This window comes from Klebsiella sp. CN_Kp113, from assembly GCF_040064585.1.
GTDB classification, from domain to species: domain Bacteria; phylum Pseudomonadota; class Gammaproteobacteria; order Enterobacterales; family Enterobacteriaceae; genus Klebsiella; species Klebsiella michiganensis.
In genome coordinates this window covers 1-18,990 of sequence record NZ_JBEAID010000039.1, presented here as the reverse complement: position 1 = coordinate 18,990, position 18,990 = coordinate 1, and the positions used below count along the sequence as shown (strand labels likewise).

Genomic DNA, 18,990 nt, shown 5'->3' with positions numbered 1-18,990 from the left:
TTCCCCTTACAGTGCCAGATCGCTATTCAGTACCAGCGCCAGTAACGCCTGGCGCGCGAAGATGCCGTTACCCGCCTGCTGGAAGTACCAGGCGTGCGGCGTTTTATCGACATCGGTGGTGATTTCATCAATGCGCGGCAGCGGATGCAGCACCTTCATGTTCGCGCGCGCGCCTTCCAGGTCGGCGGCGCGCAGGACGAACTGCGCCTTCACGTTGGCATATTCCGACGGGTCGAGGCGCTCTTTCTGCACGCGGGTCATATACAGAATGTCCACCTCTTCCATCACCTCTTCAATGGCGCTATGCAGGCTCCAGGCAATGCCTTTTTCGTCGAGCATGTCGAGGATGTACTGCGGCATGGCCAGCGCGTCCGGGGCGATAAAGTAGAAGCGGTTGCCGTTAAATTTCGCCAGCGCCTGGGTCAGGGAGTGAACGGTGCGGCCATATTTCAGGTCACCCACCATCGCCACGTTAAGATTTTCCAGACGGCCCTGGGTCTCCTGAATGGTGAACAGATCCAGCAGGGTCTGCGTCGGATGCTGGTTCGCGCCGTCGCCGGCGTTGAGTACCGGAATACCGCCGGAGAACTCGGTCGCCAGACGCGCCGCGCCCTCCTGCGGGTGGCGCATGACGATGGCATCGACATAGGTGCTGATGACCGAGATGGTATCGGCCAGGGTTTCGCCTTTTTTGCCCAGCGAGGTGTTGCTGCTGTCTGAGAAACCGACCACGCTGGCGCCCAGGCGGTGCATGGAGGTCTCAAACGACAGGCGGGTGCGGGTCGACGCTTCAAAAAAGCAGCTGGCGATCACTTTATGCTTGAGCAGCTCCGGCTGCGGATTGGCTTTGAGTTTTGCTGCGGTTGCCAGTACCAGTTCAAGGTCTTCGCGGCTGAGATCGTTTATGGAAATGATATGTTTTTGATATAGCGGGTTAGCCATGTTTATCTCCTGACGCCTGGGCAAAAAAAAAGCCCCTTAAATAAGGGGCTTTACGAATACGGATGCAACGGAAAGAAAAAACGGCAGGCCAGCGTCTGTTTTCAGACGCGGTAAGACGCGATGTCGTACACACTGAACCATAATTCCTCCCGGCAAAACGGGTGGCATTATACGCAGCTCATATTTCGGATCAAGCGATTAATCCACAAACAGGTAAACGTTTGCCTGGGGAATCATGCGTTAACGCAAAAAACCCGCAAAAAGAAGTGGTATGGCAGTCGGATGGGGGGTATAAACTCGAAATGAAAAGCTGTTTTATATTTGAGGGCTATTATGATCGTTGGAAATATTCACCATCTGCAAAGCGGGTTGCCGGCGTCTCTGCGTGAGGCGATCGAACATGTTAAAGCGCATGTCACCGACGCGACGCCGCTGGGTAAACATGATATTGACGGCAACAACCTGTTCTATCTCATTTCCGAAGATACCACCGAGCCGATGGCCGACCGCCGCGCCGAGTATCACGCCCGCTACCTGGACATCCAGATTGTACTGAAAGGCCAGGAAGGAATGACCTTTAGCGTTCTCCCTGCCGGCGCGCCGGATATCGACTGGCTGGCGGAGAAAGACATCGCTTTCCTGGCGGAGGGGGCGCAGGAAAAAACCGTCATCCTCAGCGAAGGCGACTTTGTGGTGTTCTATCCCGGTGAAGTGCATAAGCCGCTGTGCGCCGTGGGCACGCCGGCGAAGGTGCGCAAAGCGGTAGTGAAGATGCTGATGGCGTAAAAAATACCCCGGGCTGCGGCTGGCGCCTTGCCCGGGCTACAGATCCGCGCGGTTTGGGGGCGAGTAGCCCGGATAAGCGCAGCGCAATCCGGGGAAATATCGCGGGAACGCTTACTTACCCAGCGTCGCCACCATCACCGCTTTGATGGTATGCATGCGGTTTTCCGCCTGGTCGAAAACGATGCTCGCCGCGGATTCAAATACCTCGTCGGTCACTTCCATACCGCCATGCAGGCCGTACTCCGCCGCCATCTGTTTGCCGAGCGTGGTCTGGTCGTCGTGGAACGCGGGCAGGCAGTGGAGGAATTTCACCTGCGGATTGCCGGTCAGCGCCATCATCTCGCTATTTACCTGATACCCGCGCAGCAGAGCGATACGCTCCGCCCACTTCTCTTTGGCTTCGCCCATCGATACCCAGACGTCGGTATAGATAAAGTCCGCGCCCTTCACGCCCGCCGCAATATCTTCGGTCAGCGTAATATTGCCGCCGTTTTTCTGCGCCAGCGCCCGGCACTGCTCGACCAGCTTCTCTTCCGGCCAGCAGGCGGTTGGCGCGACCAGACGCAGATCCAGCCCGGTCAACGCGGCGGCTTCGAGCATAGAGTTGCCCATATTATTCCGCGCATCGCCGGCGTAGACCAGGGTCATCTGATTAAAGGCTTTGCCCGGCAGATGCTCCTGCATGGTCAGTAAGTCCGCCAGCAGCTGGGTGGGGTGGAATTCGTTGGTCAGGCCGTTCCATACCGGAACGCCGGCATACTCGGCCAGGGTTTCAACCACTTCCTGGCCGTGGCCGCGATATTGAATACCGTCGTACATGCGCCCCAGCACGCGGGCGGTGTCTTTAATCGACTCTTTATGGCCAATCTGGCTGCCGCTGGGGCCGAGCCAGGTGACGCGAGCGCCCTGGTCAAATGCGGCAACTTCGAAAGAGCATCGGGTGCGGGTAGAGTCTTTTTCGAAGATGAGCGCGATGTTTTTGCCGGTGAGATGCTGAATTTCAATATTGTTTTTCTTATCAGCTTTAAGCCTGGCCGCCAGCTCAAGCAGAGCGGTGATTTCGGCGGGGGTAAAATCGAGCAACTTTAAAAAATGCTTCTGATAAAACGCGGACATGGTTCCCTCACATGGCTCAAGCCATTTGTTGAATTAAAATTCACTTTATATGTATGAATATTCATTTGCAACCCCGTGTCATAAATCTTTCGCTCAGAAGGTGGAGGCAATCACGGCGGTATGTGACAATAGAAGCATCCGCGACACATTATGAGGAACGAGCCATGGCAAACCCGGAATTACTGGAAGAACAGCGTGAAGAAACGCGCCTGATTATTGAAGAGCTGCTCGAAGACGGCAGCGATCCTGACGCGCTGTACACCATTGAGCATCATCTCTCTGCCGATGATTTCGAAACGCTGGAGAAAGTGGCGGTCGAGGCCTTCAAGCTGGGCTACGAAGTGACTGAGCCGGAAGAGCTGGAAGTCGAAGAGGGCGATACCGTGATTTGCTGCGATATTCTCAGCGAATCCGCGCTGAATGCCGAGCTGATTGACGCCCAGGTTGAGCAGCTGATGACCCTGGCGGAAAAATACGACGTTGAATACGACGGCTGGGGCACCTACTACGAAGATCCGAACGGGGAAGACGAAGAAGGTGACGACGACGAAGATCTGGTTGATGAAGACGATGACGGCGTTCGCCACTAAGTAGCAGAGGTATACGGCGGTGCGGTATGCCGCCGTATAGCAAGGAATTTTAATGGATTACCCGCAAATACTCGCCCCGATTTTAAGCTTTCTGCATTGCCCAACTCCTCAGGCGTGGATTGATGAAGCCCGTAAACCGGAAAACCTCCCGCTGCTGTTGACCGACCATATGGTGTGCGAGCTGAAAGCGGCGCAAAACGCTATGCTGCTGGTGCGTCGATACGTCGCGGATAAAGCGGACGCGGATGAGCTGCTGGCCTGCCTGAAGCCGTATGAGGACTTCACCTACCGCTGGGGGCCGGAGCCGGATTTCGTCGCGCTGCATAAGCAGATAAATAAAAGCGCCATGCCGCAGACCGACGATCCCTGGGGACGTCAGCTACTCGACAGCATGATTCTGCTGATCAAAGAGGAGCTGCATCACTTCTGGCAGGTGAGGGAAATCATGCTTTCCCGCGAAATCCCGTACGTCAAAATCACCGCCAGCAACTATGCCCGCGGGCTGCGCCGGGAAGTGCGTTCTCACGAACCGGTCATGCTGATCGATAAACTCATCTGCGGAGCCTATATTGAAGCCCGCTCCTGCGAGCGTTTTGCCGCGCTGGCGCCATGGCTGGATGACGATCTGCAGAAGTTTTATCTGTCGCTGCTGCGTTCCGAAGCGCGCCACTATCAGGACTATCTGGACCTGGCGCAGAGAATCGCCCAGGACGATATCAGCGAACGCGTGCGCCAGCTTGGCGAAGCGGAAGCGGCGCTTATTAACGCGCCTGAAGCGGAGTTTCGTTTTCACAGCGGCGTGCCCGCCTGAGCGTCAGGCCGCCGCTTCACCGCCGCGGCCTGACGATCCATTACAGATTGGCGTTTTTGTCTTTCTCTGCCGTCGCGGCGGCTTTGGGCGCGCCGAGGGTCGCTTTAAACCAGTTCACCACCCGTTCAATAACCGGCTTCTGATACCAGCTGTCATCGCCGTGCTCCGCGCCCGCCAGCAACACGTAATCGGCCGGGTTGCCCTCCTTTTTCAGCGCGCGATAGAGCTGTTGACTTTGTACCGGTGAAACCAGGGTGTCGGCGCTGCCGTGCATAATTAAAAACGGCGGCTTTTTACCGCTGATATGGCCCATCGGGCTGGCCGCCAGGGCTTTTTGCGGATCGCTGTCAATCGTCGCTCCCGGCCAGTCGCGAAAGGCGCTACCGTGTACCAGCAGTGCTTCAGTGACCGCCGGCGACTGGTGCACTTTTTGAATCGCCTGCGGAAAACCTTCGCCGATATTCAACAGGTTCGAAATACCGTACAGCGTGGCGGCGGCCTGCACGTCCGAGGATTGCGCCAGGTTATCGCCACGATCGAACGTTTTGTCACCGTTGGTGAGCGCCAGCATCTGCGCCATATAGCCGCCTGCGGAATCCCCCAGCACGCCAATACGCGACGGGTCTATACCGTATTCCGCGGCATGTTCGCGCAGATAGCGAACGGCGGCTTTACCATCGATAACCGGGGCCGGAAAGGTGTCGGGAACCGTACGGTATTCCGCCGCCGCGACGACGAATCCCGCCGCCGCCAGCGCCATACGCATCTCGATAAACTTATTCCAGGCCGCGCTGGTGAAACCGCCGCCGGGGAAATAGATGATTGCCGGTTTCAGATCGCCATTACGCGGTACCAGTAAAGACATATGCAGCTGACGAACGGCGACGGTGCTTTTTACCTGGCTATAAACGATATCGTTGAGCGCATCGATACGGCCCCGGGTTTTTTCCACGCGAATGACCTGAGCGCCTTCGGTATTGCCAGCAAGTTCGCCGGCGTTAACGCAGGAAGCCATGCCGGCAAGCAGCAGGCCGCCGGTGAGCAGGAGGGGGAGTTTTTTCATGATGTTCTATCCTGAGCAAAGCCTGCCGCGGCGGCAGGCGAAAAGATCAAATGCTCGAAGAGTGTATTAGCGAAAACGGGCGGTGAATAACGCTCTTTTTGCATGAAAACCATGCATTTTTTCGATTAATCAACGTCGCCGTTTTGCGGGCGCTACAGCACTTTCAACATCCTGACTTCGCAGTCAACGTGGCCGGTGCAGCCCAGCGGCTCAGCAATATGCTCGAAGCCGAGGTGCTCATATAAACCGACCGCTTCTTTCAGGAAGGCGGTGGTTTCCAGATAGCAGCGTTTGAATCCCTGCTCGCGGGCGTAATCAAGGGCCATCAGCGCCAGCTTTTTCGCCAGCCCCTGGCCGCGCGCGGAGGTCATAAAATACATTTTTTGTAGTTCGCAGATATCGGGCTCGCTGCAGGAGAGCGGTGCCACTCCGCCGCCGCCCACCACTTCACCATTCTGCTCAACGACCCAATAGGCGGAACCCGGCTGGCTATAAAGCTCATAGAGTTCATCCAGATTCGGATCGGCTACCGTATAGCCTTTGTCGGCGGTCAGACCATATTCAGCGGAGACCTGGCGGATAACAGCGGCAATCGCCGGATTATCATTAGCCGTGATGCGGCGCAGGGTTAGCGGTAGGGTTGCGCTCGTATTCATGTGAAGACTCATTGCAAAATAATGACGGATAATGTTGTTAATAACACTGCGGGAGGGGAGAGTGCAAGCGAGGATCTTTCACAGAAAACGCCCCTTATCCGAATGGATAAGGGGCGAGTGAATTACAGCGCGGCGATAATCGCCTGCTGCTCAATCAGCTTCGCTTTTGCTTCCGCGTAACCTTCCAGCTTCTCACGCTCTTTGGCGATCACCGCTTCCGGCGCGCGCGCCACAAAGCCTTCGTTGGAGAGTTTGCTTTCGATGCGGCCAATCTCGCCTTCGATTTTGGTCACCTCTTTAGCGAGGCGCGCCAGCTCATCTTCTTTATTGATAAGGCCAGCCATCGGGATCAGCAGCTCGGCGCCGTCGATAATTTTGGTCACGGAAACCGGACCTTTATCATCGGCAGGCAGCACGGTGATGCTTTCCAGACGCGCCAGGTTCAGCAGGAAGCTGCGGTTGTCGTTCACGCGACGAATTGCGGCTTCGCTGCAGCCGCGCAGCAGCAGCTCCAGCGGCTTACCTGGGGCGATGTTCATTTCCGCACGGATGTTACGCACGGCGACGATCGCCTGCTTCAGCCATTCGGTATCGGCCAGCGCCGCTTCGTCAACCTGAGACGCATCGTACTGCGGGAACGGCTGCAGCATGATGGTATCGGCAGTGATACCGCAAATGACCTTCACGCGCTGCCAGATGGTCTCGGTGATGAACGGAATAATTGGGTGCGCCAGGCGCAGCAGACCTTCCAGAACGGTCACCAGCGTGTGACGGGTGCCGCGCAGCTCAGACTCGGAACCGCCGTTCATTACCGGCTTGGTCAGCTCCAGATACCAGTCGCAGAACTGGTTCCAGGTGAACTCGTACAGAATGCCTGCGGCAATATCGAAGCGGAAGCCGTCCAGCGCCTCGCGGTAGGCTTTGATGGTCTGGTTGAATTCCGCCAGGATCCAGCGGTCCGCCAGCGACAGGGTCATCTCGCCGCCGTTAAAGCCGCAATCCTGATCTTCGGTATTCATCAGCACAAAGCGGCTGGCGTTCCACAGCTTGTTGCAGAAGTTACGGTAACCTTCCAGACGCTTCATATCCCAGTTGATATCGCGGCCGGTAGAGGCCAGCGCCGCCAGGGTAAAGCGCAGGGCGTCGGTACCGTGCGGCTCAATACCGTTCGGGAACTGCTTCTCGGTGCGTTTGGCGATTTTTTCCGCCAGCTGCGGCTGCATCATGTTACCGGTGCGTTTTTCCAGCAGCTCCGGCAGGGAAATGCCGTCGACCATATCCAGCGGGTCGATAACGTTGCCCTTCGATTTGGACATCTTCTGGCCTTCGTCATCGCGGATCAAACCGGTCATATAGACGGTTTTAAACGGCACCTGCGGCTTGCCGTTTTCATCTTTGATGAAGTGCATGGTCATCATGATCATGCGGGCAATCCAGAAGAAGATGATGTCGAAGCCGGAAACCATCACGCTGGTCGGGTGGAACTGACGCAGGGCATCGGTGTTTTCCGGCCAGCCGAGGGTGGAGAAGGTCCACAGCGCGGAGGAGAACCAGGTATCGAGAACGTCTTCGTCCTGGCGCAGCGCCACGTCGGCACCCAGGTTATTTTCCTGACGCACTTCGTCTTCGGTGCGGCCAACGTAGACGTTGCCGTCGTTGTCGTACCATGCCGGGATGCGGTGACCCCACCACAGCTGGCGGGAGATACACCAGTCCTGAATATCGCGCATCCAGGAGAAGTACATGTTTTCGTACTGCTTCGGCACGAACTGGATGTCGCCGTTCTCCACCGCTTCAACCGCCGGTTTAGCCAGCACGTCGGCGCGGACGTACCACTGGTCGGTCAGCATCGGCTCAATTACCACGCCGCCGCGGTCGCCGTACGGAACGGTCAGATCGTGCGGTTTAATCTCGTCCAGCAGGCCCAGGGCGTCGATAGCGGCAACCACCGCTTTACGCGCGGCAAAGCGCTCCAGCTTCTGGAACTCCGCCGGGATGGCGTTTGAGTAGACATCGGACTCGTTGCCTTTGGTGTCGTAAACTTCCGCGGTTTCGCGGATGTCGCCGTCAAAGGTCAGGATGTTGATCATCGGCAGCGCATGACGCTTGCCCACTTCATAGTCGTTAAAGTCGTGCGCCGGGGTGATCTTCACGCAGCCGGTGCCCTTTTCCATATCGGCGTGTTCATCGCCCACAATCGGAATGCGGCGGTCAACCAGCGGCAGGATCACGAATTTGCCGATAAGGTCTTTATAGCGCGGATCTTCCGGGTTAACGGCCACGCCGGTATCGCCCAGCACGGTCTCCGGACGGGTGGTGGCGACGACCAGATAATCTTTACCGTCAGCGGTTTTCGCGCCGTCGGCCAGCGGATAGCGGATATGCCACATCGAGCCTTTAGACTCGCGGTTTTCCACTTCCAGATCGGAGATGGCGGTGCGCAGTTTCGGGTCCCAGTTGACCAGGCGCTTACCGCGGTAGATCAGATCTTCTTTGTACAGGCGGACAAAGACTTCTTTTACGGCGTTGGACAGGCCTTCGTCCATGGTGAAGCGCTCGCGCTCCCAGTCCACGGAGTTGCCCAGGCGGCGCATCTGACGGGTAATGGTGCCGCCGGATTCCGCTTTCCACTGCCAGATTTTATCGATAAAGGCGTCGCGACCGTAGTCGTGGCGGGTTTTACCTTCTTCGGCGGCAATCTTACGCTCAACCACCATCTGGGTAGCGATACCCGCGTGGTCGGTACCGGCCTGCCACAGGGTGTTTTTACCCTGCATGCGCTGGTAGCGAATCATGGTATCCATGATGGTTTGCTGGAAGGCATGACCCATATGCAAACTGCCGGTGACGTTCGGCGGCGGGATCATGATGCAGAAACTTTCCTGGCTTTCGTCGCCATTGGGTTTGAAATAGCCCTGCTTTTCCCAGTGCTCGTAAAGCGGCTGTTCGATATCTTGGGGGTTGTATGTCTTTTCCATTATTTCCAGGTTGCCGTGTTCAGGTTGAAACCAGCCATGCGGTACGCTTTATAGCGTTCGCGCGCCAGTTGTTTCAAAGAATCTTCATAAGGGACGAAGTCTATCACTTCTGTGAAAGCGGTGGCAAAATCTGCAAAGTTTAGCCGCAGGCTAATCAGAATATCCCGCGGGCTGCTGTTGCGCTTTTGCGGCCAGGCAATCTCCACCGGCGCGCCGCCGCGCGGACCTTCTCCCGCCAGATTATGCGGAACGAAACTTTCCGCGGGTCGAGCCCAGAGCGCTTCGTCCAGACGAATGGCCTGCTGCTCATCTTCACAGGCGATGAGTACCCGCTTGCCGCTGCGCCAACGTTCTGCGGCAATGTCACACACCAGTTGTTCAACGGCGCTCAGGCCGTCTTGTTGCGTATCATTGTCCAGAAGATAGAACGTTGCGTTTTTCATATATGGGGCTTCTTGTGGTGACTTTAAATGCTTAAGCCGGGCGGCGCTACGCTGACCCGGCCTATAAACGGCATCTTTTCGTTGGCCCGGCAAGCGTAACGCCACCGGGCATCAGACGGCAATTACTCTTCGCCGGTAAATCCGGCGCGATTAAGCAGGAACTGCGACAGCATCGCCACCGGACGACCGGTCGCGCCTTTGGCTTTCCCGGAACGCCACGCGGTACCGGCGATATCCAGGTGCGCCCAGTTGTACTTGCGGGTAAAGCGCGCCAGGAAGCAGCCCGCGGTAATCGCCCCGCCGGGACGGCCGCCGATATTGGCCATATCCGCAAAGTTAGACTCCAGCTGCTCCTGGAACTCGTCGCCAAGCGGCAGACGCCATGCGCGATCGCCCGCCAGTTCGGACGCGCCGATCAGCTCGTGGGCCAGCGGGTTGTGGTTCGACATCAGGCCGGTGATGTGGTGGCCCAGCGCAATCACGCAGGCGCCGGTCAGCGTGGCCACGTCGATAACGGTTTCCGGCTCGAAGCGCTCAACGTAGGTCAGCACATCGCACAGCACCAGACGCCCTTCGGCATCGGTGTTCAGCACTTCCACCGTTTGCCCGGACATCGTGGTCAACACGTCGCCTGGACGATAGGCGCGGCCGCCCGGCATGTTTTCACATCCGGCCAGCACGCCGACAACGTTCAGCGGTAGCTGAAGTTCGGCAACCATACGCATCACGCCGTACACCGCCGCCGCGCCGCACATGTCGTATTTCATCTCGTCCATGCCATCGGAAGGCTTGATGGAGATGCCGCCGGAGTCAAAGGTCAGACCTTTACCCACCAGCACGATAGGGCGCGCGTCTTCCGCCGGGTTGCCTTTATATTCGATAACCGACATCAGCGATTCATTTTGCGAACCGTTGCCGACCGCCAGATAAGAGTTCATTCCCAGCTCTTTCATCTGCTGTTCGCCGATAACGCGGGTAATGACGTTCTTACTGTAGGTATCTGCCAGCTGGCGCGCCTGAGAAGCCAGATAGGCGGCATTACAGATATTTGGCGGCATATTGCCGAGATCTTTCGCCGCTTTGATGCCGGCAGCAATCGCCAGACCGTGCTGAATAGCGCGTTCGCCGCTGGTCAGCTCGCGACGGGTTGGGACGTTGAAGACCATTTTACGCAGCGGGCGACGCGGCTCGCTTTTGTTGGTTTTCAACTGGTCAAAGCTGTACAGCGTCTCTTTGGCGGTCTCGACCGCCTGACGCACTTTCCAGTAGTTATTGCGGCCTTTGACGTGCAGCTCGGTCAGGAAGCAGACGGCTTCCATTGAGCCGGTATCATTCAGCGTATTGATTGTTTTCTGAATGACCTGCTTGTACTGACGTTCATCCAGCTCGCGCTCTTTGCCGCAGCCAATAAGCAGAATGCGCTCTGACAGAATGTTCGGCACATGGTGCAGCAATAAAGTCTGGCCAGGTTTGCCTTCCAGCTCGCCGCGACGCAGCAGGGCGCTGATATAACCGTCGCTAATTTTATCAAGCTGTTCGGCGATGGGGGAGAGGCGACGTGGTTCAAAGACGCCGACCACGATACAGGCGCTCCGCTGCTTCTCCGGGCTACCGCTTTTTACACTGAACTCCATGCACTATGCTCCTGAATCTTAAAGACAACAGTGGTGGCTACAGATATACTCGTCGTCTTTCAAGTTGCAGATGCGTTGGCTGCGCCTGCTCACCCCTGTCACTTACCTGATGTAAGCTCCGGGGCTTCACAGTCTTGCCGCCTGCCTGCAACTCGAAATCCATAGAGTATAGAAATTGAAAGCTTTCGTAACTCATGTCCGCTGTTGTGGTGACTTCGTGTTAATCTTAACGTTATTACGGCCTTGGTTCGTCAGAAAAGATCCTGATACGCAGAACCAGCGAGTCATTTAATCTTAGCGATGTTTTCGACGACCAAAGAGAATAAATGACGTTTAAGCCATGAAACAAGCAATTTTCCTGCAATAAAACGGGTTTTTACGGGCGTATTTATAGTGATAATCATAAGATATCTGGTTCGTGAGACGCTGAAAAGCCAGTTGGCGATCCTATTCATCCTGCTGCTCATTTTCTTTTGTCAGAAACTGGTCAGGATCCTCGGCGCCGCTGTTGATGGCGATATCCCGACAAATCTGGTTCTCTCGCTGTTAGGGCTGGGCGTACCTGAAATGGCGCAGCTTATTCTGCCCCTGAGTTTATTCCTCGGGCTGCTGATGACGCTGGGCAAACTGTATACCGAAAGCGAAATTACGGTGATGCACGCCTGCGGCCTGAGTAAAGCCGTGCTGGTGAAAGCCGCCATGATCCTGGCACTCTTTACGGGCGTCGTCGCGGCGGTCAACGTGATGTGGGCCGGCCCCTGGTCTTCTCGTCACCAGGATGAAGTGCTGGCGGAGGCGAAAGCGAACCCCGGCATGGCGGCGCTGGCTCAGGGCCAGTTCCAGCAGGCCAGCGACGGCAGCGCGGTGTTGTTTATTGAGAACGTCAACGGCAACCGCTTCAGCGACGTTTTCCTTGCTCAGCTGCGGCCGCGAGGCAACGCGCGCCCGTCGGTGGTGGTCGCGGATACCGGCGAGCTCTCGCTGCGTAAAGACGGCTCGCAGGTGGTGACCATGAATCAGGGCACCCGCTTTGAAGGCACCGCGATGCTGCGCGACTTCCGCATTACCGACTTCAAAAACTATCAGGCGATAGTCGGCCATCAGGCGGTGGCCTCCGACCCGAACGATACCGAGCAGATGGATATGCGCACCCTGTGGCATACCGATACCGATCGCGCCCGGGCGGAGCTGCACTGGCGCTTCACGCTGGTGGCAACGGTGTTCATCATGGCCCTGATGGTGGTGCCGCTCAGCGTGGTGAACCCGCGCCAGGGCCGCGTGCTGTCGATGCTGCCGGCGATGCTGCTCTATCTGGTGTTCTTCCTGCTGCAAACGTCGATTAAATCGAGCGGCGGTAAAGGCAAAATGGATCCGATGGTCTGGATGTGGGCGGTAAACCTGCTCTATTTCGCGTTGGCCGTGCTGTTGAACCTGTGGGATACGGTGCCGATGCGCCGCTTCCGTGCCCGTTTTAACAAAGGAGCGGCGTGATGCAGGCGTTTGGGGTACTTGACCGTTATATCGGTAAGACGATTTTCAATACCATCATGATGACCCTGTTCATGCTGGTTTCCCTCTCGGGCATCATCAAGTTTGTCGACCAGCTGAAAAAGGCCGGGCAGGGTAACTATGATGCGCTGGGGGCCGGAATCTACACGATTCTCAGCGTGCCGAAAGATATCCAAATCTTCTTCCCGATGGCGGCGTTGCTCGGCGCGCTGCTGGGGCTGGGGATGCTGGCGCAGCGCAGCGAACTGGTGGTGATGCAGGCTTCCGGCTTTACCCGTTTGCAGGTGGCGCTGTCGGTGATGAAAACCGCGATTCCGCTGGTGCTGCTGACCATGGCGATGGGCGAGTGGGTTGCCCCGCAGGGCGAGCAGATGGCGCGTAACTATCGTGCTCAGCAGATGTACGGCGGTTCGCTGCTTTCCACTCAGCAGGGGCTATGGGCGAAAGACGGCCATAACTTTGTGTATATCGAGCGGGTAAAAGGCAATGATGAGCTGGGCGGGGTGAGCATTTACGCCTTTAACGACCAGCGCCGCTTACAGTCCGTTCGCTATGCCGCTTCGGCAAAGTTCGACACTGAGAATAAGCTCTGGCGGCTGTCGCAGGTGGATGAATCCAACCTGACTGACCCGAAACAGGTCACCGGAACGCAGACGGTTAGCGGGACCTGGAAGACCAACCTGACGCCGGACAAGCTCGGCGTGGTGGCGCTGGACCCGGACGCGCTGTCCATCAGCGGCCTGCACAACTATGTTACCTATCTGAAGTCCAGCGGTCAGGATCCGGGCCGCTATCAGCTCAATATGTGGAGCAAAATCTTCCAGCCGCTGTCGGTGGCGGTGATGATGCTGATGGCGCTGTCGTTTATCTTCGGCCCGCTGCGTAGCGTACCGATGGGCGTCAGAGTGGTGACCGGGATCAGCTTCGGCTTTATCTTCTACGTGCTGGACCAGATTTTCGGCCCGCTCACCCTGGTGTACGGCATTCCGCCGATTATCGGCGCGCTGTTGCCGAGCGCCAGCTTCTTCTTGCTGAGCCTCTGGCTGATGATGCGTAAAACCTGACGTCACGCGCCCACTTCCTGAATTCAGAAAGGGGGCGTTTTTTTAGCGTTTCCGCCCGCCAAGTAAGCTTCCCAGCATTCCTCTGACTATCTGGTTGGTGACCTGACGCACCGCGCTCTTCGCTGCCGTTTGCACAATGCCGTCGCGTTTGCCGCCGCGCGGCCCGGTGGTGCCGAACAGAATGTCTTTGAGCCCGCCGAGCAGGCCGTCGTCATCGCCGTTTTGCTGGCCTTTTGCGGGCGGTGATTGCTGCTGCTCCGTTGTGCTCTGAACGCCCTGTTGCAGCATTTCAAAGGCCGATTCACGGTCGATCTCTTCTTCATATTTTCCGTACAGCGCCGAGTGGTTAAGCAGCCCGTTACGTTCGTCATCGGTGACCGGCCCCATACGCGAGCAGGGGGCGATAACCATCGCGCGTTCCACTATCGAAGGGCTACCTTTCTCATCAAGAAAGGAGATCAGCGCCTCGCCGGTGCCCAGCTCCTGGATCGCCTGTTCGGTACTGAACGCGGGATTCGCGCGCATGGTCTGCGCGGCGGTTTTTACCGTTTTTTGGTCTTTCGGCGTGAAGGCGCGCAGGGCGTGCTGCACGCGATTACCCAGCTGACCGAGAACCGCATCGGGAATGTCCGCCGGGTTTTGTGAAACAAAATAGACCCCGACGGCTTTAGAACGAATCAGGCGGATGACCTGCTCGATTTTATCCAGCAGCACCTGCGGCGCATCGTTAAACAGCAGATGCGCTTCATCAAAGAAAAAGACCAGCTTTGGCTTCTCCTGGTCACCGGCCTCCGGCAGGCGTTCGTAAAGCTCGGAGAGCATCCACAGCAGGCTGGCGGCGTACAGCTTCGGCATCTGGTAAAGCTTTTCGGCGCTCAGGATATTAATCACCCCTTTACCCTCAGCGTCGACGCGCATCCAGTCCTGGATATCGAGCATAGGTTCGCCGAAAAAGTGCTCCGCGCCCTGCTGCTCCAGGGTTAATAATCCGCGCTGAATAGCCCCAACAGAGGCGCTGCTGATGTTGCCGTACTGGTTCTGAAACGCTTTGGCGTTGTCGCCAATGTATTGGGTTATGGCGCGCAGGTCTTTAAAGTCGAGCAGCAGCAGCCCGCGATCGTCGGCGATACGGAAGATGATATTCAGCACCCCGGACTGAACCTCATTGAGGTTAAGCAGGCGAGCCAGCAGCAGCGGCCCGAGATCGGAAACCGTGGCGCGAACCGGGTGGCCTTTTTCGCCAAAAATATCCCATAGCACCACCGGATTGGCGTGCGGCTGCCAGTCCGTTGCGCCGATTTTTTCCAGACGCGCCTGCAGCTTTTCCGAACTTTGGCCCGACTCGGCGATACCGGTGAGGTCGCCTTTCACATCGGCCATAAATACCGGAACGCCGATTTCCGAGAAAGACTCCGCCAGCTTTTGCAGAGTGACGGTTTTACCGGTCCCCGTGGCGCCGGTAATCAAGCCGTGGCGGTTGGCCATAGCGGGCAGTAAATGCAGCTGTTTATCCAGCGTGCGTGCAATCAGCAGAGGTGAGCTCATGAGCGATTTCTCCATTTATCCTGCTGCGAGTATAGGCAACCTGATAGCAAAAGGAGGGAAATCACGCGCACCTTCGCTTATTCACGTCAGGCGCAGTGGCGCTGAATTAACGCGATGCTCTGTTCGATTTCGCGGCGGATATCGTCTTCGCTCCAGTTTGCCAATTCCGGCGCGAAGGGTTCGAACGCATACACGCCCTGATAGCCGCGCGCCTCCAGGTTTTTGACCTGCTCGCAGCTTTGCAGCTGATCTGTTGCGGTCAGCATGATGCGCTCATTGTCGGTAAGGGCTTCGCGCGGGCGGGTATCCTCTACGCCGGAAAGATGGACCAGACCGATTTCGCCGATATCCACCTGGTTAAACTCCTGCTCCGCCTGCGGATAAAGATGATGATGGAAGGTATCTATCAGCAGCTTAAACGGCACCCGCGCGTCGTGGATCAGCGTTTGCGCCTGCGCCGAGGAGCGGAGCGAGCTCTGCGGGAAACCGAGCGGTTCCACCAGCCCCTGAATACCGTAGAAGGCGAATAGCGGCGCCAGGTCACGCAGGGCGTTAAGGGTTTCGCTCGCCGGAACCTCGGTACCATCGTTCAGCGGGCACAGCACCAGCGATTTGGCACCAACGGCTTTGGCTTCTTTCAGCAATGACTCCGTCAGGCTACGAACCTCTGCGGTGCGGCAGTTGAAGGGGTAGACCGCATTGATAGTGAGGATCTCAATATGGTAGCGGTCAGCCAGCTCTCGCACCTGCTGGTGGCTCAGGTCGTCGGTTACTTTTCCGCTGGGGAGGTCGTTACGTAGCTCGACTTTGTTCAGCCCCAGGCTGTTCACCAGCCGGAAAAAGGCCTCAATGCTGAGTGACGGGGCGATCTTGCGGTTGATGCAGAAACGTTGCGATGCAATAGCCATTTTGACTCTCCAGAAACGTAGGGATCGAATTCGTTCGAATGCCTCATAGTCAAAACATTTATTCCAAAATTAGCAATGTATGAAATGGTGATTTTTTGAGCCGACTCGCAAAATATTTTTCTGCTGCATTTAAAAGAGCACGGGTTGCAGGTGGCGCTAAATCTCAACTCTTTTTATCGTGCTTTAGTCCGCAAGCCGGCAATTTCTTACACGAAATTGCGACCATCATCACCAAAATAGAATTTCACTAGTCATCAATATTGAAATATTAATTTCATTTTACTACGGTTACAGCACAGCAGATCCAGTAATGGGCCGTACTGCGTTGGCCCCCGATACCCCATACAGATGAGGCGAGAGCATGACTATCACAGGAAACTTTATTGGCGGGAAAACCGTTACCAGCGGCAGCAGCAAAACAATGCCGGTTTTCGACCCCGCGACGGGCAAAGTGGTCCGCGAAGTCACGCTATCGACCGCGCAGGAAGTCTCTGACGCCATTCAGGTGGCGCGTGATGCTTTTGAAAGCTGGTCGCGCACCACGCCGCTGCGCCGCGCCCGCGTGATGTTCAATTTTAAAATGTTACTGGAACAGCACGCTGAAGAGCTGGCGGGGATTATCGTCAGCGAGCACGGTAAAGTGTTTTCCGACGCGATGGGGGAGCTGACGCGCGGCATGGAAGTCGTTGAGTTTGCCTGCGGTATTCCGCACCTGATCAAAGGGGAGTTCTCATCGGATGTCGGCACCGGCGTTGATAGCTATTCTCTGATGCAGCCGCTGGGCGTGGTAGCGGGCATTACGCCGTTCAACTTCCCGGCGATGGTACCGATGTGGATGTTCCCGCTGGCGCTGGCCTGCGGCAACAGCTTTGTCCTGAAGCCGCCAGCGCTGGCGCCTACTGCCGCGGTGCGTCTGGCGGAATTGCTGAAAGAAGCGGGTCTGCCGGATGGCGTCTTTAACGTCGTGCACTGCAGCAACGAAGATGCCGAGCAGCTATACCGGGACCCGCGGATCGCGGCGGTAAGCTTTGTCGGATCTTCCGGCGTGGCGGAGCATATTTATAAAACCGCCAGCGCTTATGGCAAGCGGGTACAGGCGTTTGGTGCGGCGAAAAACCACGCGATTGTGATGCCGGATGCCGATCTTGATGCCACCGTGAATGCCATTATGGGCGGCGCGTTCGGCTCGGCGGGCGAGCGCTGCATGGCGCTGCCGGTGGTGGTCGCCGTGGGTGATGAAACGGCGGATAAACTGATTGCGCGCCTGAAGCCGCTGGTGGAATCCCTGAAGGTTGGGCCGGGCTGTATGCGCGGAAAAGAAGAGAACGAAATGGGGCCGGTCGTCTCCGATACCCATCAGAAAAAAGTGCTGGGATATATTGATAAAGGGGTCAGCGAGGGGGCGACGCTGGTGGTTGACGGACGCAAGCCGCAGGTGCCCGGGTTTGAAGAGGGATACTACGTCGGCGGAACGCTGTTCGACAACGTCACGCCGGAGATGACTATCTGGCGCGAAGAGATTTTTGGCCCGGTGCTGGGGATTGTTCGCGTGGCGGATTACCACAGCGCGCTGGAGCTGGTGAACAGCCATGAGTTCGGCAACGGTAGCGCCGTCTTTACCAGCAACGGCCACACCGCGCGTGAATTTGTCCATGATGTCCAGGCCGGAATGGTTGGGGTCAACGTACCGGTACCCGTTCCAATGGCCTTCCATAGCTTTGGCGGCTGGAAACGCTCCGTATTCGGCGCACTGAACGTCCATGGCCCGGACGGCGTGCGCTTCTATACGCGTATGAAAACCGCCACCGTCCGCTGGCCGCAGGGTCAGCAAACCGTATCTGAATTCAGTATGCCGACGTTAGGCTAATCGGCGAAGGAGAGCGCCATGTCTTTACTGGCTAAAGCAAAAAAAGAAGGGCAGATTCAGCACATCACCCCGCAGAGCGCGGGGTGGAAGTACATTGGTTTTGATGTCTGGATGTTAAAGAAAGGGCAAACCGTCACCCTGGAAAGCGGCGATCGCGAACTGTGCCTGGTGCTGGTTGCCGGTCTGGGTTCGGTAAAAACCACGCGGGCGGATTTCCCGAACCTCGGCCAGCGTATGTCGCCGTTTGAGCGGACGCCGCCCTGGTCAGTCTACGTGCCGCCGCAGGATAAAGTCGAAGTGACGGCAGATTCTGACCTCGAGCTGGCCGTATGCAGCGCCCCGGGTAAAGGAACCTTCCCTGCACGGGTTATCTCCCCGCAGGACGTGGGCGTAGAGCATCGCGGTAAAGGGCGTAACCAGCGGCTGGTGCACAATATTCTGCCGGATAGCGCGCAGGCGGACTGCCTGCTGGTGGTGGAGGTTTACACCGAGGAAGGGGCGACCAGCTCATGGCCGTCGCACAAGCATGATACGGCACTGCCGGGCCAGGAAACCCAGCTGGAAGAGACCTACTACCACCGTTTCGATCCGCCGCAGGGTTTTGCCTTCCAGCGCGTCTATACCGATGACCGCAGCCTTGATGCCTGCATGGCCCCCTACAACCACGATGTGGTCATGGTGCCGCGCGGCTACCATCCGGTGGCGGCGATTGCCGGATATGACAGCTACTATCTGAACGTGATGGCCGGTCCGGATCGCAAATGGATGTTTACCTGGGAAGAGGATCACGCGTGGATCAATAGCCCTGATTATCCCCGCCACGATTAGCATCGGTTGAGGATAAAAAGGCCGGTTAGCCATGCTAGCCGGCCTTTTTGATCCTGTTACCCGAATAAGATCGTCGTCGCAATTCTGCCATACCCCCGGCTCGCGCTGCGCTTAGCCGGGCTACGGGTTTACCATCGTCTGCGGACAAGTAGCCCGGATAAGACGTTTACGTCGCCATCCGGGAATAATGAAAAGCTTAAGCCAGCTGCACCCCGGCTCGCGCTGCGCTTAGCCGGGCTACGGGTTTACC

General features: G+C 57.1%; 17 protein-coding genes. 7 read left to right on the top strand and 10 right to left on the bottom strand.

Annotated elements, in window-relative coordinates; genetic code table 11:
* Positions 1–6: 6 nt before the first annotated feature.
* Together pyrB and ABLV30_RS23935 are read right to left on the bottom strand one after the other, a co-directional pair.
* A complete protein-coding gene (gene pyrB / locus ABLV30_RS23940; protein ID WP_014227670.1) occupies positions 7–942 on the bottom strand; it encodes an aspartate carbamoyltransferase in 936 nt (311 codons plus the stop codon).
* Positions 943–978: 36 nt separating this feature from the next.
* Positions 979–1,083, bottom strand: coding sequence for a pyrBI operon leader peptide (locus ABLV30_RS23935; RefSeq protein ID WP_072351778.1), 105 nt, complete (start codon positions 1,081–1,083; stop codon positions 979–981).
* 192 nt (positions 1,084–1,275) lie between these two features.
* Here ABLV30_RS23935 and ABLV30_RS23930 point away from each other — a divergent pair, with 192 nt between their 5' ends.
* The gene (locus ABLV30_RS23930) at positions 1,276–1,728 is read left to right on the top strand and encodes a YhcH/YjgK/YiaL family protein (RefSeq protein ID WP_014227671.1); all 453 of its coding nucleotides are present in this window, start codon (positions 1,276–1,278) and stop codon (positions 1,726–1,728) included.
* Positions 1,729–1,839: 111 nt separating this feature from the next.
* Here the strand turns inward: ABLV30_RS23930 and argF are convergent, their stop codons facing one another.
* On the bottom strand, positions 1,840–2,844 hold the full coding sequence (gene argF / locus ABLV30_RS23925) for an ornithine carbamoyltransferase (RefSeq protein ID WP_014227672.1): 1,005 nt from the start codon (positions 2,842–2,844) through the stop codon (positions 1,840–1,842).
* Between the two features lie 164 nt (positions 2,845–3,008).
* Here argF and rraB point away from each other — a divergent pair, with 164 nt between their 5' ends.
* Both rraB and miaE read left to right on the top strand, forming a co-directional pair.
* A complete protein-coding gene (gene rraB / locus ABLV30_RS23920) occupies positions 3,009–3,434 on the top strand; it encodes a ribonuclease E inhibitor RraB (RefSeq protein ID WP_004098122.1) in 426 nt (141 codons plus the stop codon).
* A gap of 52 nt (positions 3,435–3,486) precedes the next feature.
* Positions 3,487–4,245: a tRNA isopentenyl-2-thiomethyl-A-37 hydroxylase MiaE gene (miaE, locus tag ABLV30_RS23915; protein ID WP_014227673.1), complete on the top strand. Its 759-nt coding sequence runs from the start codon at positions 3,487–3,489 to the stop codon at positions 4,243–4,245.
* A 40-nt stretch (positions 4,246–4,285) separates the two neighbouring features.
* Here miaE and ABLV30_RS23910 read toward each other — a convergent pair whose 3' ends face one another.
* The 5 genes from ABLV30_RS23910 to pepA all read right to left on the bottom strand — a co-directional run bounded on the left by ABLV30_RS23910 (position 4,286) and on the right by pepA (position 11,019).
* The gene (locus ABLV30_RS23910; protein WP_025107460.1) at positions 4,286–5,308 is read right to left on the bottom strand and encodes an alpha/beta hydrolase; all 1,023 of its coding nucleotides are present in this window, start codon (positions 5,306–5,308) and stop codon (positions 4,286–4,288) included.
* A 152-nt stretch (positions 5,309–5,460) separates the two neighbouring features.
* Complete coding sequence (locus ABLV30_RS23905; RefSeq protein WP_004098126.1) at positions 5,461–5,964, bottom strand: GNAT family N-acetyltransferase; 504 nt, start codon at positions 5,962–5,964, stop codon at positions 5,461–5,463.
* A 122-nt stretch (positions 5,965–6,086) separates the two neighbouring features.
* Positions 6,087–8,942: a valine--tRNA ligase gene (locus tag ABLV30_RS23900; RefSeq protein ID WP_004098127.1), complete on the bottom strand. Its 2,856-nt coding sequence runs from the start codon at positions 8,940–8,942 to the stop codon at positions 6,087–6,089.
* On the bottom strand, positions 8,942–9,385 hold the full coding sequence (gene holC / locus ABLV30_RS23895) for a DNA polymerase III subunit chi (RefSeq protein ID WP_004098129.1): 444 nt from the start codon (positions 9,383–9,385) through the stop codon (positions 8,942–8,944). Before holC ends, ABLV30_RS23900 begins: the two co-directional genes overlap by 1 nt.
* Positions 9,386–9,507: 122 nt before the next feature.
* The gene (pepA, locus tag ABLV30_RS23890; protein ID WP_064405948.1) at positions 9,508–11,019 is read right to left on the bottom strand and encodes a leucyl aminopeptidase; all 1,512 of its coding nucleotides are present in this window, start codon (positions 11,017–11,019) and stop codon (positions 9,508–9,510) included.
* A 393-nt stretch (positions 11,020–11,412) separates the two neighbouring features.
* Here pepA and lptF point away from each other — a divergent pair, with 393 nt between their 5' ends.
* Positions 11,413–12,510, top strand: a complete 1,098-nt coding sequence (gene lptF, locus ABLV30_RS23885) for an LPS export ABC transporter permease LptF (RefSeq protein WP_004098132.1) — start codon at positions 11,413–11,415, stop codon at positions 12,508–12,510.
* Entirely contained in the window at positions 12,510–13,592 is a 1,083-nt protein-coding gene (gene lptG / locus ABLV30_RS23880) for an LPS export ABC transporter permease LptG (protein ID WP_014227676.1), read from the top strand. The genes lptF and lptG overlap by 1 nt, the downstream gene beginning before the upstream one ends.
* 42 nt (positions 13,593–13,634) lie before the next feature.
* Here the strand turns inward: lptG and ABLV30_RS23875 are convergent, their stop codons facing one another.
* Together ABLV30_RS23875 and ABLV30_RS23870 are read right to left on the bottom strand one after the other, a co-directional pair.
* A complete protein-coding gene (locus tag ABLV30_RS23875; protein ID WP_265800863.1) occupies positions 13,635–15,137 on the bottom strand; it encodes a helicase HerA-like C-terminal domain-containing protein in 1,503 nt (500 codons plus the stop codon).
* Positions 15,138–15,223: 86 nt separating this feature from the next.
* A complete protein-coding gene (locus tag ABLV30_RS23870; protein ID WP_064377798.1) occupies positions 15,224–16,045 on the bottom strand; it encodes a TIM barrel protein in 822 nt (273 codons plus the stop codon).
* Positions 16,046–16,406: 361 nt separating this feature from the next.
* On the opposite strand from ABLV30_RS23870, the gene ABLV30_RS23865 reads away from it, so the two are divergent.
* Positions 16,407–17,912 carry a CoA-acylating methylmalonate-semialdehyde dehydrogenase gene (locus tag ABLV30_RS23865; protein ID WP_046878196.1) on the top strand — a complete coding sequence of 502 codons (1,506 nt, stop codon included), beginning with the start codon at positions 16,407–16,409 and terminating at the stop codon, positions 17,910–17,912.
* An 18-nt stretch (positions 17,913–17,930) separates the two neighbouring features.
* Positions 17,931–18,740 carry a 5-deoxy-glucuronate isomerase gene (iolB, locus tag ABLV30_RS23860; RefSeq protein WP_047724750.1) on the top strand — a complete coding sequence of 270 codons (810 nt, stop codon included), beginning with the start codon at positions 17,931–17,933 and terminating at the stop codon, positions 18,738–18,740.
* Positions 18,741–18,990: the final 250 nt, after the last annotated feature.

Bases quoted from the DNA above. Each gene is read 5' to 3' on its own strand.
- pyrB (WP_014227670.1), bottom strand. From the start codon at position 942: ATGGCTAACCCGCTATATCAAAAACATATCATTTCCATAAACGATCTC.
- ABLV30_RS23935 (WP_072351778.1), bottom strand. From the start codon at position 1,083: ATGGTTCAGTGTGTACGACATCGCGTCTTACCGCGTCTGAAAACAGAC.
- ABLV30_RS23930 (WP_014227671.1), top strand. From the start codon at position 1,276: ATGATCGTTGGAAATATTCACCATCTGCAAAGCGGGTTGCCGGCGTCT.
- argF (WP_014227672.1), bottom strand. From the start codon at position 2,844: ATGTCCGCGTTTTATCAGAAGCATTTTTTAAAGTTGCTCGATTTTACC.
- rraB (WP_004098122.1), top strand. From the start codon at position 3,009: ATGGCAAACCCGGAATTACTGGAAGAACAGCGTGAAGAAACGCGCCTG.
- miaE (WP_014227673.1), top strand. From the start codon at position 3,487: ATGGATTACCCGCAAATACTCGCCCCGATTTTAAGCTTTCTGCATTGC.
- ABLV30_RS23910 (WP_025107460.1), bottom strand. From the start codon at position 5,308: ATGAAAAAACTCCCCCTCCTGCTCACCGGCGGCCTGCTGCTTGCCGGC.
- ABLV30_RS23905 (WP_004098126.1), bottom strand. From the start codon at position 5,964: ATGAATACGAGCGCAACCCTACCGCTAACCCTGCGCCGCATCACGGCT.
- ABLV30_RS23900 (WP_004098127.1), bottom strand. From the start codon at position 8,942: ATGGAAAAGACATACAACCCCCAAGATATCGAACAGCCGCTTTACGAG.
- holC (WP_004098129.1), bottom strand. From the start codon at position 9,385: ATGAAAAACGCAACGTTCTATCTTCTGGACAATGATACGCAACAAGAC.
- pepA (WP_064405948.1), bottom strand. From the start codon at position 11,019: ATGGAGTTCAGTGTAAAAAGCGGTAGCCCGGAGAAGCAGCGGAGCGCC.
- lptG (WP_014227676.1), top strand. From the start codon at position 12,510: ATGCAGGCGTTTGGGGTACTTGACCGTTATATCGGTAAGACGATTTTC.
- ABLV30_RS23875 (WP_265800863.1), bottom strand. From the start codon at position 15,137: ATGAGCTCACCTCTGCTGATTGCACGCACGCTGGATAAACAGCTGCAT.
- ABLV30_RS23870 (WP_064377798.1), bottom strand. From the start codon at position 16,045: ATGGCTATTGCATCGCAACGTTTCTGCATCAACCGCAAGATCGCCCCG.
- ABLV30_RS23865 (WP_046878196.1), top strand. From the start codon at position 16,407: ATGACTATCACAGGAAACTTTATTGGCGGGAAAACCGTTACCAGCGGC.
- iolB (WP_047724750.1), top strand. From the start codon at position 17,931: ATGTCTTTACTGGCTAAAGCAAAAAAAGAAGGGCAGATTCAGCACATC.